The organism is Pseudoalteromonas sp. SCQQ13 (genome assembly GCF_015864415.1).
Lineage (GTDB): Bacteria > Pseudomonadota > Gammaproteobacteria > Enterobacterales > Alteromonadaceae > Pseudoalteromonas > Pseudoalteromonas nigrifaciens.
Genome location: NZ_JADYXG010000006.1, coordinates 106,229 through 122,252 on the forward strand (window position 1 = coordinate 106,229; position 16,024 = coordinate 122,252).

The 16,024-nt window shown below is 41.1% G+C and carries 12 protein-coding genes; 3 read left to right on the top strand and 9 right to left on the bottom strand.

The genetic code is table 11. The annotated features are described in order from the left end of the window. Positions 1-76: 76 nt before the first annotated feature. The gene (gene glnS, locus I6F41_RS06835) at positions 77-1,735 is read right to left on the bottom strand and encodes a glutamine--tRNA ligase (RefSeq protein WP_011328320.1); all 1,659 of its coding nucleotides are present in this window, start codon (positions 1,733-1,735) and stop codon (positions 77-79) included. Between the two features lie 216 nt (positions 1,736-1,951). Between glnS and I6F41_RS06840 the strand changes: the two genes are divergently transcribed. Further along, on the top strand, positions 1,952-3,022 hold the full coding sequence (locus tag I6F41_RS06840) for a DUF3083 family protein (protein ID WP_011328321.1): 1,071 nt from the start codon (positions 1,952-1,954) through the stop codon (positions 3,020-3,022). A 68-nt stretch (positions 3,023-3,090) separates the two neighbouring features. On the opposite strand, the gene sucD is transcribed toward I6F41_RS06840, so the two are convergent. The 8 genes from sucD to sdhC all read right to left on the bottom strand — a co-directional run bounded on the left by sucD (position 3,091) and on the right by sdhC (position 12,972). Continuing rightward, positions 3,091-3,963, bottom strand: a complete 873-nt coding sequence (sucD, locus tag I6F41_RS06845) for a succinate--CoA ligase subunit alpha (protein WP_011328322.1) — start codon at positions 3,961-3,963, stop codon at positions 3,091-3,093. Then, the gene (gene sucC, locus I6F41_RS06850) at positions 3,963-5,129 is read right to left on the bottom strand and encodes an ADP-forming succinate--CoA ligase subunit beta (RefSeq protein WP_011328323.1); all 1,167 of its coding nucleotides are present in this window, start codon (positions 5,127-5,129) and stop codon (positions 3,963-3,965) included. Before sucC ends, sucD begins: the two co-directional genes overlap by 1 nt. 177 nt (positions 5,130-5,306) lie before the next feature. Beyond that, positions 5,307-6,845 carry a 2-oxoglutarate dehydrogenase complex dihydrolipoyllysine-residue succinyltransferase gene (odhB, locus tag I6F41_RS06855; protein ID WP_197107984.1) on the bottom strand — a complete coding sequence of 513 codons (1,539 nt, stop codon included), beginning with the start codon at positions 6,843-6,845 and terminating at the stop codon, positions 5,307-5,309. 3 nt (positions 6,846-6,848) lie between these two features. Then, positions 6,849-9,668, bottom strand: coding sequence for a 2-oxoglutarate dehydrogenase E1 component (sucA, locus tag I6F41_RS06860; protein WP_011328325.1), 2,820 nt, complete (start codon positions 9,666-9,668; stop codon positions 6,849-6,851). A gap of 88 nt (positions 9,669-9,756) precedes the next feature. Then, positions 9,757-10,473 (bottom strand): succinate dehydrogenase iron-sulfur subunit, encoded by a 717-nt coding sequence (locus I6F41_RS06865; RefSeq protein WP_011328326.1) that lies wholly within the window; start codon positions 10,471-10,473, stop codon positions 9,757-9,759. 10 nt (positions 10,474-10,483) lie between these two features. Then, on the bottom strand, positions 10,484-12,256 hold the full coding sequence (gene sdhA / locus I6F41_RS06870) for a succinate dehydrogenase flavoprotein subunit (RefSeq protein WP_011328327.1): 1,773 nt from the start codon (positions 12,254-12,256) through the stop codon (positions 10,484-10,486). After that, positions 12,257-12,604, bottom strand: coding sequence for a succinate dehydrogenase, hydrophobic membrane anchor protein (gene sdhD / locus I6F41_RS06875; protein ID WP_011328328.1), 348 nt, complete (start codon positions 12,602-12,604; stop codon positions 12,257-12,259). Continuing rightward, a complete protein-coding gene (gene sdhC / locus I6F41_RS06880) occupies positions 12,595-12,972 on the bottom strand; it encodes a succinate dehydrogenase, cytochrome b556 subunit (protein ID WP_011328329.1) in 378 nt (125 codons plus the stop codon). The genes sdhD and sdhC overlap by 10 nt, the downstream gene beginning before the upstream one ends. 406 nt (positions 12,973-13,378) lie before the next feature. Between sdhC and I6F41_RS06885 the strand changes: the two genes are divergently transcribed. Both I6F41_RS06885 and I6F41_RS06890 read left to right on the top strand, forming a co-directional pair. After that, a complete protein-coding gene (locus I6F41_RS06885) occupies positions 13,379-14,665 on the top strand; it encodes a citrate synthase (RefSeq protein WP_011328331.1) in 1,287 nt (428 codons plus the stop codon). 125 nt (positions 14,666-14,790) lie between these two features. After that, the gene (locus I6F41_RS06890) at positions 14,791-16,017 is read left to right on the top strand and encodes an aminotransferase class V-fold PLP-dependent enzyme (protein ID WP_182683471.1); all 1,227 of its coding nucleotides are present in this window, start codon (positions 14,791-14,793) and stop codon (positions 16,015-16,017) included. Positions 16,018-16,024: the final 7 nt, after the last annotated feature.

A 16,024-nucleotide genomic window follows, 5' to 3' on the forward strand; every position in this document is an offset into this window, starting at 1 on the left:
GTTTTTTTGTCAGTAAAATTCCCAGTACTCATTACTAACACTTCCTAGGTAATAATGAGTACAGAGGCGTTAACCTTTACTGGGTTTTTGACCATGAGTCACGCAGACCCACTGTTTGATTAAATACTATGTTTTTCGCTTTTGAATCTCGCGAAAAATAGCCAGTACGTTCAAACTGAAAACCTTGCTCGGCTGCTGAATTAGCCAACGATGGCTCTAACTTAGCATTCGTTAAAATAACTAATGAGTCAGGGTTTAAGGTGCTTTCAAACTCATCGGCTGCTGCTGGGTTTGGTACGCTAAATAAACGGTCATACAAACGTACTTCTGCTGTAATCGCTTCACTTGCCGATACCCAATGAATAACCCCTTTAACTTTACGACCATCACTTGGGTTTTTACCTAGCGTTTCTGGATCATAAGTACAGTAAATAGTGGTAATTTCACCGTTTTCGTCTTTTTCAACACGCTGTGCTTTAATAACATAAGCGCCGCGTAAGCGTACTTCTTTATCAAGTACTAAACGTTTGAACTTGTTATTAGCTTCTTCTTTAAAGTCTTCACGTTCAATATAAATTTCACGTGTGAATGGCACATCACGGCGACCCATTTCTTCTTTATTTGGGTGATTAGCCACAGATAAGGTTTCAACTTTATCAGCATCATAGTTTTCAATAACGATTTTAACGGGATCAAGTACCGCCATTGCACGTGGTGCATTTTCGTTAAGATCTTCACGGATACAGGCTTCAAGCATGCCCATTTCAACCATGTTTTCTTGTTTGGTTACACCAATACGTAAGCAGAACTCACGAATGGAGGCTGGGGTATAACCACGACGACGTAAGCCTGCAATCGTAGGCATACGTGGATCATCCCACCCTTCTACATGATTATTCACTACTAAGTCGCTGAGCTTGCGCTTAGACATAATAGTGTACTCTAGGTTTAAGCGTGAAAACTCAATTTGCTGTGGATGACACTCTAAACTGATGTTATCAAGTACCCAGTCGTATAAACGACGGTTATCTTGAAACTCCAGTGTACACAATGAATGCGTAATGCCCTCTAGCGCATCAGAAATACAGTGAGTAAAGTCGTACATTGGGTAAATGCACCACTTATCTGCAGTTTGATGATGATGAGCAAAGCGTACACGATAAATAATAGGATCGCGAAGCACCATAAATGAGCTTGCCATATCAATTTTAGCGCGCAGTACACACTCGCCTTCTTTAAACTCGCCATTACGCATTTTTTCAAATAACGCGAGGTTCTCATCACTTGCTGTATCGCGGTATGGGCTGTTTTTACCCGGCTCTTTTAATGTGCCACGGTATTCACGGGCTTGATCTGCCGTTAAAAAGCACACATACGCTAAGCCTTTATTTATTAGCTCAACTGCATAATCGTATAATATATCGAAGTAATTAGACGAGTATTTAATTTCGCCATCCCAATTAAAGCCTAACCACTGCACGTCTTCTTTAATAGAATTAACGTAGTTAATATCTTCTTTTTCTGGGTTTGTATCGTCAAAGCGTAAGTTACATAAACCGTTATAGTCTTTTGCGATGCCAAAATTTAAACAAATTGATTTTGCATGGCCAATGTGTAAAAAACCATTTGGTTCGGGTGGAAAACGAGTATGCGTAGACGCATGCTTTCCACTTGCTAAATCTTGGTCAATGCGGGTTCTAATAAAATTACTTGGGCGATTCTCGATTTCCGCCATAGGAGTATGATCCTCAAAATAGTGCGTGATAACAAAACTAATGCATTATTACAAAAACATACACTAACATACAGCAATAGATTAAGGTTTATTTTAGATCTTGGTTAACTTTAATTCAGTAACGAGTCAGTTAATGAATAAACTTTGTTTTAGCGCAATAATAACGTCATCAAAGGCCATTATAGTAAGCAAATAACCTGACTTAAAGGAACCATGATGGCTATACAAAATCAACACCGTGTTTATATTCCAACCAATGCCCGTACCAATCACTACCTTTTAGCTGAAATAACCCCTACCACTGATTTTTATAAAAGCTTTAGTAATATTAACTGTTGTTATGAGCGTATAGCACGTGAGCTTTTTTCTTGCTGTGATGAGCTTGGCTTACACAATGTGCATTTATTAGCGAACGACAAACTACCTGTAGTACGCTTTAACGATGAGTCGTATCAGCTTGAAACGAATAAACAAATGTTGTTTTTTTATAACCCTCGCTACCACGAAGCACATAAAGCGTACTACACTGAAAATATAGCCAGTAAAAAAATCAGGCTGTTATTTTTAGCAACCGGTGACGATCTGCGTGCAAATTCAGCACTGTTTCATAGCAAAGTACAAAAGGTATTAAATAATTTACAACAGCAGTTATTTTTAGAACAACCACTGTTTAAACTGCGCGATCATCAACATTTAACCTATGACTTATTTGCTAAAGATAAAGGCAATAAACAAACCTACGGTTATAAACTGCGTAGCCTCTACCCTCGCTACCAGTCAAGGCAGTGTAATATTCCCAGTGATCATGCCCAAATGAGCTATGCAACCTTCGCTATTCCAGTGTCACGAGCAATCAAAACGCAATTTCAAACACAAATAAATAATCGTGATTTTAAGCAATTTTATACATACTTTACCGATTTATTTACCCAAATTTGTAATACCAATAAGTTAACCCACGGGGCTATGGTTGCTAATGGCGCTATACCAATTATTCGTAATAGCAGCATTGATAAAAATGACGGTAATCAAGAATTACAAAAGTTAAGCTTTGACATAGAGACTGATCAAGTGCAAATTAAAGCGCTATTTAATGAAGATAAATTAGTAGAAACACTGCATTTTGTAGTGGTAGCTGCGCAGCATAATAATAATGAAATGGGCTATGGGCGGTTTATGAATCAAGTAGAGAAAACGATTCATACTTTGTGCGATGAGTTAGCTATAAATAAACAACGCCAAGATTTATCAGTGCGGTTTTATCAGCATATAAGCTACCTATACTAAGTGTAAAAATAAAAGTGCAGATAACAAAAAGGCTCGCATTAGCGAGCCTTTTTAGAGTAAAAAAGCGATTACCAGCCTGTTTTCTCTTTAAGTGCTTTACCGATATCAGCAAGTGAACGTACAGTTTTTACGCCCGCAGCTTCTAGTGCAGCAAATTTCTCATCAGCAGTACCTTTACCACCGGCAATGATTGCGCCAGCGTGACCCATACGCTTACCTTCTGGTGCAGTAACACCAGCAATGTAAGATACTACAGGTTTAGTAACGTGTGCTTTGATGTACTCTGCAGCTTCTTCTTCTGCAGTACCACCAATTTCACCGATCATTACGATCGCTTCAGTTTGTGGATCTTTTTCGAACATTTCTAAAACGTCGATAAAGTTAGTACCTGGAATTGGGTCGCCACCAATACCAACACATGTAGACTGACCAAAACCAGCATCAGTAGTTTGCTTAACTGCTTCGTACGTTAATGTACCAGAGCGAGAAACAATACCTACTTTACCAGGTTTGTGGATATGACCAGGCATGATACCAATCTTAGTTTCACCAGGAGTAATAACACCTGGGCAGTTAGGACCGATCATACGTGTACCTGTTTGATCTAGTTTGATTTTAACATCAACCATATCAAGTGTAGGAATACCTTCAGTGATACAAACAATCAGCTCGATGCCTGCATCGATTGCTTCTAAGATTGCATCTTTACAAAAAGGTGCTGGTACATAGATAACAGACGCAGTTGCGCCAGTTTCTTGTACTGCTTCACGTACTGTATTGAATACAGGAAGACCAAGGTGCGTTTGACCGCCTTTACCTGGGCTTACGCCACCAACCATTTGTGTACCGTACTCAAGCGCTTGCTCTGAGTGGAAAGTACCTTGGCCACCGGTGAAACCTTGACAGATAACTTTTGTATCTTTATTGATTAATACAGACATTATTTGCCCTCCGCAGCAGCAACTACTTTTTCAGCAGCGTCTGTTAGTGATTCAGCAGCGATGATGTCTAGACCAGAGTTTTTAAGAACTTCACGGCCTAGTTCAGCGTTAGTACCTTCTAAACGTACAACTACTGGTACGTTTACGCCTACTTCTTTAACTGCGCCAATGATGCCTTCAGCAATCATGTCACAACGTACAATACCGCCAAAGATGTTAACTAAAACAGCTTTAACATTATCATCAGAAAGAATGATTTTGAATGCTTCAGAAACTCGTTCTTTAGTCGCGCCGCCGCCAACATCTAGGAAGTTAGCCGGTTTGCCACCGTGTAGGTTTACGATGTCCATAGTACCCATTGCTAGGCCTGCACCGTTAACCATACAACCAACGTTACCATCTAGCGCTACGTAGTTAAGCTCAAAGCTTGCTGCATGTGCTTCACGTGAATCTTCTTGTGAAGGATCGTGGAATTCACGGATTTTAGGTTGACGGTAAAGTGCATTACCATCGATACCGATTTTGCCGTCAAGACAGTGAAGGTTACCTTCGTCTGTGATCACAAGCGGGTTGATTTCAAGTAATGCGAAATCAAAATCAGTGAACATTTTACCAAGACCCATAAAGATCTTAACAAACTGTTTCATTTGTACTGGGTTAAGACCCAATTTGAAACCTAGTTCACGTGCTTGATAAGCTTGAGGACCTACTAATGGGTCGATCTCAGCTTTGTGGATAAGCTCAGGTGTTTCCTCAGCAACAGTTTCAATTTCAACGCCGCCTTCAGTAGACGCCATGAAAACAACTTTGCGAGATGCACGGTCAACAACTGCACCTAGGTACAATTCGTTGGCGATGTCAGTACAGCTTTCTACTAAAATTTTAGCAACTGGCTGGCCTTTCTCGTCTGTTTGGTAAGTAACTAGGTTTTTACCTAACCAGTTAGCTGCAAACGCTTTAACTTCGTCGATAGTTTTTACTAGCTTTACACCGCCAGCTTTACCACGTCCACCTGCGTGAACCTGAGTTTTAACAACCCACATATCGCCGCCAATTTTTTCAGCAGCAGCTGCAGCTTCTTCAGGTGTATCGCAAGCGTAACCTGTAGAAACTGGTAAACCATATTCGGCAAAAAGTTGTTTTGCCTGATACTCATGCAAATTCATGATGCTTTATCCAAATTTTTATACTAAAAGAGCCGAATATTTTTTCAAATAAACAACTATCCCAAATTGCGACCATAGTATAGATCCCAAGGCTTAACATGAAAACCCCAGTATGACCAAAGGCGCAAAAAAAAAGCTGTGAATGTTCATTCACAGCTTACATTTCATACAACTAAATTAAACATCCAGTAATAAGCGTGTTGGATCTTCAAGTAACTCTTTAATTGTTACTAAGAAGCCAACAGATTCTTTGCCATCAATGATGCGGTGGTCATAAGAAAGTGCTAAATACATCATAGGAAGTATTTCTACTTTACCGTTTACAGCCATTGGACGATCTTGGATTTTATGCATACCCAAAATTGAAGACTGCGGTAAATTAATGATAGGAGTAGATAGTAAAGAACCAAATACACCGCCATTTGTAATAGTGAAGTTACCACCCGTCATATCATCAAGTGTTAGCTTACCATCACGACCTTTTAGTGCTAGCTCACGAATACCTTTTTCGATTTCTGCAACTGATAACTTGTCACAATCTTTAAGTACTGGCGTTACTAGACCACGAGGTGTAGATACAGCGATGCTGATGTCGAAGTAGTTGTGATAAACAATATCGTCACCATCAATTGATGCATTTACATCTGGGAAGCGCTTAAGTGCTTCAGTAACCGCTTTCACGTAGAAAGACATGAAACCTAAACGAATACCGTGGCGCTTTTCAAACACTTCTTGATACTGCTTACGAAGGCTCATGATAGGTTCCATGTTCACTTCGTTGAATGTTGTTAACATTGCAGTTGAGTTTTTCGCTTCAAGTAAGCGCTTAGCAATTGTTTTACGTAAACGCGTCATAGGAACACGTTTTTGTGTACGATCGCCCATTGCTGCTGCAGGTGCCGCCGCTGGTGCTGCTTTTGCCGCTGGTGCAGGTGCTTTTAAGAAAGTATCTACGTCTTCTTTAGTTACACGACCGTTTTTACCCGTGCCTTTAATTTTTGCAGCGTCTAGGCCTTTTTCAGCAATTAAACGACGTACTGAAGGTGTTAACACATCAGAGCTGTCGTTTGACTCATTTGCTGCTGGTGCAGCTGCGTCTGCTTTTTTAGCTGGTGCTGCTGGAGCGCCGCCCGCTTTAACCGAACCAATTACTTGCTCGCCTAATACAGTGTCGCCTTCGCCGTGGATTATTTCACCCATGATACCGTCTTCTTGAGCAACAACCTCAAGTACCACTTTATCAGTTTCAATATCTACTAAGTTTTGATCGCGAGTTACTGCGTCGCCTGCTTGTACATGCCATGTAGCAATTGTTGCGTCTGCAACTGATTCTGGAAGTACAGGAACTTTAATATCCACTTCTTTACCTTCTGATGCTGGTGCTGATTGCGCCGCTGGCGCGTCTTCTGATTTAGTTGCTGCAGATTCTTCAGTTGAAGAGTCTTCTTTTGGTGCATCTTCACTTGCTGGTGCTACATCAGCATCGCCAAGTAAACCGATAACTTGATCGCCAAGTACCGTAGCGCCTTCTTCTTGTGTAATTTCAGTAATCACACCGTCATGTTGCGCAACAACTTCTAAAACCACTTTATCTGTTTCAATGTCTACTAAGTTTTGGTCGCGAGTTACTTTGTCGCCAACACTTACATGCCATGTAGCAACGGTAGCATCTGCAACCGACTCAGGAAGAACAGGAACTTTAATTTCTGTGCTCATTGCTTATCCTTTATTTTCGATAGTAAGCGCGTCGGCAACGAGCGCTTGTTGTTCTTTAGTATGTACTGACATATAACCACATGCTGGTGATGCTGAGGCCTTACGACCCGCATACGTTAGTTTAGCGTTTTGTGGAATAGCATCTTTGAAGTGATGTTGCGAGCAATACCATGCACCTTGGTTTTGCGGCTCTTCTTGACACCATACAAAATCAGTTACGTGCTGGTAACGCTCTATAATAGTTTTCATTTCGTCGTGTGGGAACGGGTAAAGCTGCTCTACACGTACGATAGCAATATTATCTTGTTCAAGCTTGCGGCGCTCTTGTAATAGTTCATAGTAAACTTTACCACTACAAAAAATAACGCGTTCTACTTTCTCAGGGTTAATATCATCAATTTCGTCAATCACATTATGAAAAACACCTGCAGAGAGTTCTTCTAGCGAAGACACTGCTAACGGATGGCGTAGTAATGACTTAGGCGTCATAACAATCAGTGGACGACGCAATGGTCTAACTGATTGACGACGAAGCATTGCATATACTTGCGCTGGCGTTGAAGGTACACATACTTGCATATTGTGATCAGCACAAAGTTGTAAAAAGCGCTCTAAGCGTGCAGAGCTGTGCTCTGGACCTTGGCCTTCGTAACCATGTGGTAATAAAATAGTAAGGCCGCATAAACGCCCCCACTTTTGCTCACCCGAGCTTAAAAACTGATCAAATACAACTTGTGCGCCGTTTGCAAAGTCACCAAACTGTGCTTCCCAAATAATTAATGACGTTGGCTCTGCGGTTGCGTAACCATATTCAAAAGCAACAACCGCTTCTTCAGAAAGAACTGAATCGAATACTTGGAAAGTACCTTGATCTTTACCAACATGCTCAAGTGGAGTGTAAGTCGCACCATCGGCTTGACTATGTACTACCGCATGGCGATGGAAGAAAGTACCACGACCAGAATCTTGTCCAGTAAAGCGAATATCTGTGCCTTCTGCTGCAATAGTTGCATAAGCTAGTGTTTCTGCCATGCCCCAATCAAGCGGCTTTTCGCCAGATGCCATTAGCTTACGATCGTCGTAAATTTTCTTCACGCGCGATTGAGCTTTATGACTCTCTGGGTAGCTAGACACTATGTTGCCAAGCTCTTTTAGTTTTTCAACCGAGACACTTGCATCGTAATCAACACTCCATTCATGGCCAACATACTTTGCCCAATCTGATGAATGTGATGTTTCTGGCTGTATTTCATCAACCACACAATTACCTTCGTCTAAACCATTACGGTAATCATCAACAAGTGCTTTAACCTCATCTTCAGTGAATGAGCCTTCGGCAATTAATTGATCAGCGTAAATTAAACGTGGAACTGGATGCTTTTTAATTTTTTGATACATAACAGGCTGAGTAGCATTAGGCTCATCAGCTTCGTTATGACCATGGCGACGGTAACAAACAAGGTCAATTACAACGTCACGCTTAAATTGGTTTCTGAAATCAAGTGCCAGTTGAGTAACAAATGCCACTGCTTCTGGATCGTCAGAATTAACATGAAATATTGGCGACTGCACCATTTTAGCAATGTCAGTACAGTATGGAGTAGAACGTACATCGTCTTGTTTAGACGTTGTAAAACCAACTTGGTTATTTACTACTATACGAATACTACCGCCACAGCTAAAGGCGTTTGTTTGTGACATGTTAAATGTTTCTTGTACAACACCTTGACCAGCAATTGCTGAGTCGCCATGAATAGTAATTGGCAGTGCTTTAATACCTGAGCTGTCACCTAAGCGGTCTAAACGAGCACGTACTGAGCCCATAACCACTGGATTTACAATTTCAAGATGCGATGGGTTAAACGCAAGTGCCATGTGCACATTGCCACCTTTAGTAGCAAAGTCAGATGAGTAACCCATGTGGTATTTAACATCACCCGAGCTTAACGTGTCTTTGTGTTTACCGGCAAACTCATCAAATAACTCTGATGGATTTTTACCAAGTACGTTCACAAGTACGTTTAAACGGCCGCGGTGAGCCATACCAATAACAGCTTCTTTTTGGCCACTTTCACCAGCGCGGTGAATCAGCTCTTTAAGCATAGGTACTAACGCATCGCCACCTTCAAGTGAGAAGCGCTTAGCACCTGGGAACTTAGCCCCTAAATATTTTTCAAGACCATCGGCTGCGGTTAATCCTTTAAGGATACGTAGCTTTTCGTCTTTATTGAATTTTGGCCTAGACTGAACAGACTCTAAACGCTGTTGTAACCAACGTTTTTCTTCTGTTGATGTGATGTGCATATACTCGGCGCCAATAGAACCACAATACGTGGTTTTTAGTGCTTGGTATAACTCACCTAGAGGCATAGTATCGCGCCCTACAGCAAACGATCCTACATTAAATTCGCGGTCAAAGTCAGCATTGGATAGGTCGTGGTAATCTAGCTCTAAATCTCGTACGCGCTCTCGCTGCCAAATACCTAACGGATCTAAGTTAGCATTTTGGTGTCCACGAAAACGGAAAGCATTAATAAGTTGCAATACTTTAACCTGTTTAAGGTCACCGCCACTGCCCTCTGCTACCACTACTTCTCTATGCTTGTTTTTAGCAAGCGCCGCAAACTGTGCTCGAACTTCTGAATGTTTTACTTCAACATCCACACCATCAACTTTAGGTAATTGTTCAAACACTTCTCGCCATTCTTCTGGCACCGAAGTCGCATCGTCTAAATACGCTTCATAAAGCTCTTCAATATAAGCAACGTTACCGCCGTTTAAATGTGAAGATTCTAGCCATGCCTTCATCACACCTTCGTGCATTTATAAGCCCTTTTCTTTAGCGCAGAAATTAATAGTTATGATAACAGGATGACTAATTAGTATTAGCCATCCTACATTTACTAAGTAATTAAACCGCTCGGTTTAATAACATAGATTTTATTTGTCCAATTGCTTTGGTCGGATTAAGACCCTTAGGACAAACGCTAACACAGTTCATTATACTGTGGCAACGGAACACACTGAAAGCATCGTCTAAGTCAGCTAAACGCTCTTCTGTTGCTGTATCTCGGCTATCAGCCAAGAAACGGTAAGCATGAAGAAGGCCTGCTGGACCAATGAACTTGTCTGGATTCCACCAGAACGAAGGACACGATGTTGAACAACATGCACATAAAATACACTCATAAAGCCCATCTAACTTATCACGTTCTTCGATTGTTTGAAGACGCTCGCCAGCTGCTGGCGTGTCATTAATTAGATACGGTTTAACTTTTTCGTATTGAGTGTAGAACTGACTCATGTCAATAACAAGGTCACGAACCACAGGTAAGCCTGGTAATGGACGCACTACTATTTTACCTTTGCCACCTTTTTGCAGCGTAGATAAAGGAGTGATACATGCCAAACCATTTTTACCATTCATGTTAACACCATCAGATCCACACACACCTTCACGGCATGAACGACGGAAAGATAATGTTGGATCTTGTTCTTTTAAAAGAATAAGTGCATCCAAAACCATCATGTCGTGACCTTCCTCTGTTTGCAAGGTGTATTCTTGCATACGAGGTGCGTTGTCAACATCGGGATTATAACGATAAACTGAAAATTGTACTTGTGCCATCGTCTATCTCCTAGTACACACGTGCTTTAGGTGGGAAAGCTTCACGCGACTTAGGCGCGTAGTTTACGTCACGCTTGCTCATTTCATCCGTTAACGGATTAAATACTGAGTGACATAACCAGTTTTCGTCATCACGATCTGGGAAGTCAAAGCGAGAATGTGCACCACGGCTTTCGGTACGGAAGTTTGCAGCTACTGCAGTTGAGTAAGCTGTTTCCATTAAGTTATCTAGTTCAAGACATTCAATACGCTGCGTGTTGAAGTCTGATGATTTATCATCAAGACGTGCATGTTGCAGACGTTCACGAATTTCTTTAAGTTCTTGCAGACCAGCAGCCATTGAGTCACCTTCACGAAATACCGAGAAGTTAAGTTGCATACATTGCTGTAAGTCTTTTTTGATTTGAACTGGATCTTCACCTTGGCCAGCCGTTGAATTTTCCCAACGATTGTAACGTGCAAGTGATGTTTCTAAATCAGACTCTGATGCCGCTTTAGAAATTTCAACATCATTTAGGTATTTACCTAAGAAGTTACCGGCCGCACGACCAAATACCACTAAATCAAGTAATGAGTTACCACCTAAGCGGTTAGCACCGTGTACTGATACACAGGCAATCTCACCTACCGCAAACAAACCTTCAACGATTGTTTCTTTGCCGTTTGCGTCGATTTGTAGCGCTTGACCATTTACGTTGGTTGGCACGCCACCCATCATGTAATGACATGTAGGAATTACTGGAATTGGTTCTTTTGCAGGGTCAACGTGAGCAAATGTTTTAGCAAGATCACATACACCAGGAAGACGCAGATTTAGTGTTTCTGCACCTAAGTGATCTAGTTTTAGCTTAAGGTGAGGACCCCAAGGACCATCACAACCACGACCTTCACGGATCTCAGTCATCATTGAACGTGCAACCACATCGCGAGACGCTAAGTCTTTTGCGTTTGGTGCATAACGTTCCATGAAACGCTCGCCATCTTTATTTAAAAGATAACCACCTTCGCCACGACAACCTTCAGTTACTAGCGTACCCGCGCCAGCAATACCCGTTGGGTGGAACTGCCACATTTCCATATCTTGCATAGAAATACCAGCACGTGTTGCCATACCAACGCCGTCGCCGGTGTTGATGTGCGCATTAGTAGTTGATGCAAAAATACGACCCGCACCACCTGTTGCTAATACTACTGCTTTAGATTTGAAATAAGTGATTTCACCTGTTTCAATTTCAATTGCAGTACAACCTACTACATCACCATTATCGTTTTTAACTAAATCAAGTGCATACCATTCTGAGAATACATTTGTTTTGTTTTTAACATTTTGTTGATAAAGAAGGTGTAATAGTGCGTGACCAGTACGATCGGCAGCTGCCGCAGTACGTGCAGCTTGTTCACCACCAAAGTTTTTCGATTGACCACCGAAAGGACGTTGGTAAACACGGCCATTTTCAAAGCGAGAAAATGGGAGACCCATGTTTTCTAATTCAGTAATAGCTTCTGGGCCTGTTTGACACATATATTCAATAGCGTCTTGGTCACCGATAAAATCGGAGCCCTTAACGGTATCGTACATGTGCCATTCCCAGTTATCTTCGTGCGAGTTACCAAGCGCTACTGTAATACCACCCTGTGCTGATACAGTGTGTGAGCGAGTTGGAAATACTTTAGAGATTAAAGCACACGTTTTGCCAGACTCAGTAATAGCTAAAGCAGCGCGCATACCTGCACCACCGGCACCGATTACTACGGCGTCAAATTCACGAACAGAATATTTCACTTATACACCCCATAATACGATTAGACCAATAGCTACGTAAGCAAAGGCCATTAGGTTTAGTACAAAGCCTAAAACAGCACGAAGCTTAGCGCACTTAACATAGTCTGTTAGAACTTGCCAAAGGCCAATGCGGGTATGAACCATAATGCAAACCAGGGCAATTAAAGTAAACCCTTTCATTGCTAGGTTAGAGAAGAGGCCTGTCCAGGCTTCGAAAGTGACTTCTGGCGTTGCTAAAAAATAGCCGATAATAAAAATCGCATACGCGCTTATTATTAATGCCGTGGTACGTAAAGATACGAAATCTTGTACACCATCACGTTTAAGAGTTGCTTGATTTAAAACCATATCCACACCCCTGCCAATACGGCAAACACAACGCCAAGAGCCATTGCAATTTTAGCGCTGAGGTTACCTGATTCAAGTTCTTCCCAATGTCCCATATCCATAATCATATGGCGAATACCACCAATAAGGTGATAACCCAATACAGACACGGTGCCCCAAGCAATAAATTTGGCAATGAATCCGTTAAACAGACCCTTGACGAATTCAAAACCTTCAGCAGAAGAAAGAGACTCTGACCAAGCCCAAATGACAAACGTTAAAGCAAAAAATAATGCAACACCGGTGACGCGGTGGAAAATTGACGCTTTAGCCGTTGCCGGCATAGATATAGTTGTTAGATCTAGATTTACAGGTCTTTGCTTTTTCACAGTTACTTGCCCATCTTGCCCACAGTGGGGCTCATCTACTTGTTTTTCTAAAACCCACCAAATATTTCTGATGGAACTATCAAAATAAACGTCTCTTTACAAATAAAGTTCACTATAATGCAAAAATTATAATGTAAAAATATGTTTACCTAAATACAATACGGTTAAAAACCTTCGACAGTATATATAGCCGCAGGCCTTTTTACAATTCTTGTTTAGTTAGAGCCATTTGCAAATTAGCCAATGGTATAATATTCAAACCATACCGAATATTTATTATACGTATACGCATAATGCTTATAAAAATTGACTTTATACCCCTCTTTCACGTTAAAATGAGAAGATGTGCTTAAAACAGATTTTAGAGTATAAAATCAGAATAGTTATCTTAATAGGAGATACATAGATGGCGGATAAGAAAGCCACAGTCCATATTGATGGTCTAGATCCAATCGAACTTCCAATTTATCAAGGTACTGCTGGCCAGGATGTAATTGACGTACGTACATTAGGTTCACATGGTCACTTTACTTACGATCCAGGTTTTATGTCGACTGGCTCTTGTGAATCTACAATTACTTATATTGATGGCGGCAAAGGTGTTCTACTTCATCGTGGTTACCCAATTGAGCAGCTTGCTGAAGACTCTAACTATGTAGAGCTATGTTACTTACTATTAAACGGTGAGTTACCTTCAAAAGAGCAGTATGAAGAATTTGCACAACAAATCACTCGCAGTACTATGCTAGATGAAAAAATTGCAACTTTCTTCCAAGGTTTCCGTTTTGATGCACATCCTATGGCAATGCTATGTGGCGTGGTTGGTGCTTTATCATCTTTTTATCATGAAGATCTTGATATTACAGACGCAAGCCAACGCAAAACAAGTGCAATTAAATTAGTAGCTAAGTTACCTACTATTGCAGCTATGGCTTATAAAACAAACATTGGCCAACCATTTGTATACCCACGTAACGATTTAAGCTACGCCGAAAACTTCTTACATATGATGTTCTCTGTACCTGCTGAAGAGTATAAAGTTAACCCTGTAACGGCTAAAGCTATGGATAAAATATTCATGCTTCATGCTGATCATGAACAAAACGCATCAACGTCTACTGTACGTCTTGCAGGTTCATCTGGTGCTAACCCATATGCTTGTATTGCTGCTGGTATCGCATCTCTTTGGGGCCCTGCACACGGCGGCGCTAACGAAGCATGTTTAAACATGTTAGAAGAAATTGGTTCTGTTGATCGCATTGACGAATACGTAGCTAAAGCAAAAGATAAGTCAGACCCGTTCCGTCTTATGGGCTTTGGTCACCGTGTTTACAAAAACTTTGATCCACGTGCAACGGTAATGCGTCAAACGTGTCACGAAGTACTTGCTGAGCTAAATATTCAAGATCCATTGCTTGATATTGCAATGAAGCTTGAGCAAATTGCGCTTGAAGACCCGTACTTTGTTGAGAAGAAACTCTACCCTAACGTAGATTTTTACTCAGGTATTATCTTAAAAGCGATCGGTATTCCAACAAGCATGTTCACTGTAATTTTTGCAATGGCACGTACTGTTGGTTGGATCACTCACTGGGATGAGATGCTATCTCAACCTGGTCATAAGATCAGCCGCCCACGTCAGCTTTACACGGGTTACACACAACGTGACTACAAAGCAACTGACAAGCGTTAATTCGCTGTAATATTGCTTAAGTATTTTAAAAGGTCGCTATTGCGGCCTTTTTTGTTACTCAGCACTTGAGAATTATCTTAAACAGATTACAATTCTCGCCCTAAATTGACTAATTAAATGAGCTTATGTCTGTTTCCACGTTTGATATCACTAAAATACGTAATGATTTCCCTATCCTAAATCAAACGATTAATAGCCAAACTTTAACTTATTTAGACTCTGGGGCAACCACACAAAAGCCACAATGCGTTATTGATACCACGGCAGAGTTTTATGCAGCGCAAAACGCGAACGTACATCGTGGACGCCATACCCTCAGTGAGCAGGCTACTTATCGTTATGAGCAAGTACGCGATAAAGCTGCAGAATTTTTTGGTGTTAATAGTAATGAAATTGTATGGACTAAAGGGGCAACTGAAGCTATAAACTTAGTTGCTAATGGCTTAAAAAATCAAATAAAAGCCAGCGATACCATCATTATTACGCCTATTGAGCATCATGCTAATATTGTACCTTGGCAGGTTTTGTCTCAGCAAACTGGTGCTAAGCTTGCTATTTTACCGCTTAACGACGATGCCACCTTTGATATACCTGCATGCTGTGAATTTATAAAGCAGCATAAACCTAAGTTATTGGCCATTAGCCAAGCCTCTAATGCGCTTGGTAATATCACTAATTTAGCGCCGTTAATTGCCAGTGCGAAAGCGGTAGGCGCATTAGTACTGGTTGATGGCGCACAAGGAGCAATGCATTTAAAAGCTAATTTAAGCACACTTAATTGTGATTTTTACGTTTTTTCTGCCCATAAAATGCTGGGGCCAACCGGTTTAGGCGGCTTATATGGCCGCTACGAGCAATTAAATGCCCTCACCCCATACCAAACTGGGGGAGAAATGATCCAAACCGTAACCTTAACGCACAGCACTTATCGCGATGCTCCGGCAAAGTTTGAATCGGGGACGCCAAATATTGCCGGCGTATTAGGCTTTGGTGCGGCACTTGAGTACATAAATGCATTAAATCACCCTGCTTTAATTGAATATGAACAAACGCTATTTAATTATGCAACCAATAAACTACAGCAAATTGATGGCATCACCCTATTTAGTGACCTTAAGCATAATATTGGCACTTTATGTTTTAACTATAAAGATGAGCATCCATACGATTTGGCAACTTTACTTGACGGATATGGGGTTGCACTGCGCAGTGGCCATCATTGCACTCAGCCTTTAATGGCGCATTTAGGGGTCAATGGCACCCTTAGAGCAAGCTTAGCTTTCTATAATAACCATACAGATGTAGATAATTTTATTAATGCACTACAAAAATGCATTGCTCTATTAGACTAATGTTGGA

What these genes read in the sequence shown, in the direction of transcription:
- glnS (WP_011328320.1), bottom strand. Translation starts at nt 1,735, where the DNA reads ATGGCGGAAATCGAGAATCGCCCAAGTAATTTTATTAGAACCCGCATT.
- I6F41_RS06840 (WP_011328321.1), top strand. Translation starts at nt 1,952, where the DNA reads ATGGCTATACAAAATCAACACCGTGTTTATATTCCAACCAATGCCCGT.
- sucD (WP_011328322.1), bottom strand. Translation starts at nt 3,963, where the DNA reads ATGTCTGTATTAATCAATAAAGATACAAAAGTTATCTGTCAAGGTTTC.
- sucC (WP_011328323.1), bottom strand. Translation starts at nt 5,129, where the DNA reads ATGAATTTGCATGAGTATCAGGCAAAACAACTTTTTGCCGAATATGGT.
- odhB (WP_197107984.1), bottom strand. Translation starts at nt 6,845, where the DNA reads ATGAGCACAGAAATTAAAGTTCCTGTTCTTCCTGAGTCGGTTGCAGAT.
- sucA (WP_011328325.1), bottom strand. Translation starts at nt 9,668, where the DNA reads ATGCACGAAGGTGTGATGAAGGCATGGCTAGAATCTTCACATTTAAAC.
- I6F41_RS06865 (WP_011328326.1), bottom strand. Translation starts at nt 10,473, where the DNA reads ATGGCACAAGTACAATTTTCAGTTTATCGTTATAATCCCGATGTTGAC.
- sdhD (WP_011328328.1), bottom strand. Translation starts at nt 12,604, where the DNA reads ATGGTTTTAAATCAAGCAACTCTTAAACGTGATGGTGTACAAGATTTC.
- I6F41_RS06885 (WP_011328331.1), top strand. Translation starts at nt 13,379, where the DNA reads ATGGCGGATAAGAAAGCCACAGTCCATATTGATGGTCTAGATCCAATC.
- I6F41_RS06890 (WP_182683471.1), top strand. Translation starts at nt 14,791, where the DNA reads ATGTCTGTTTCCACGTTTGATATCACTAAAATACGTAATGATTTCCCT.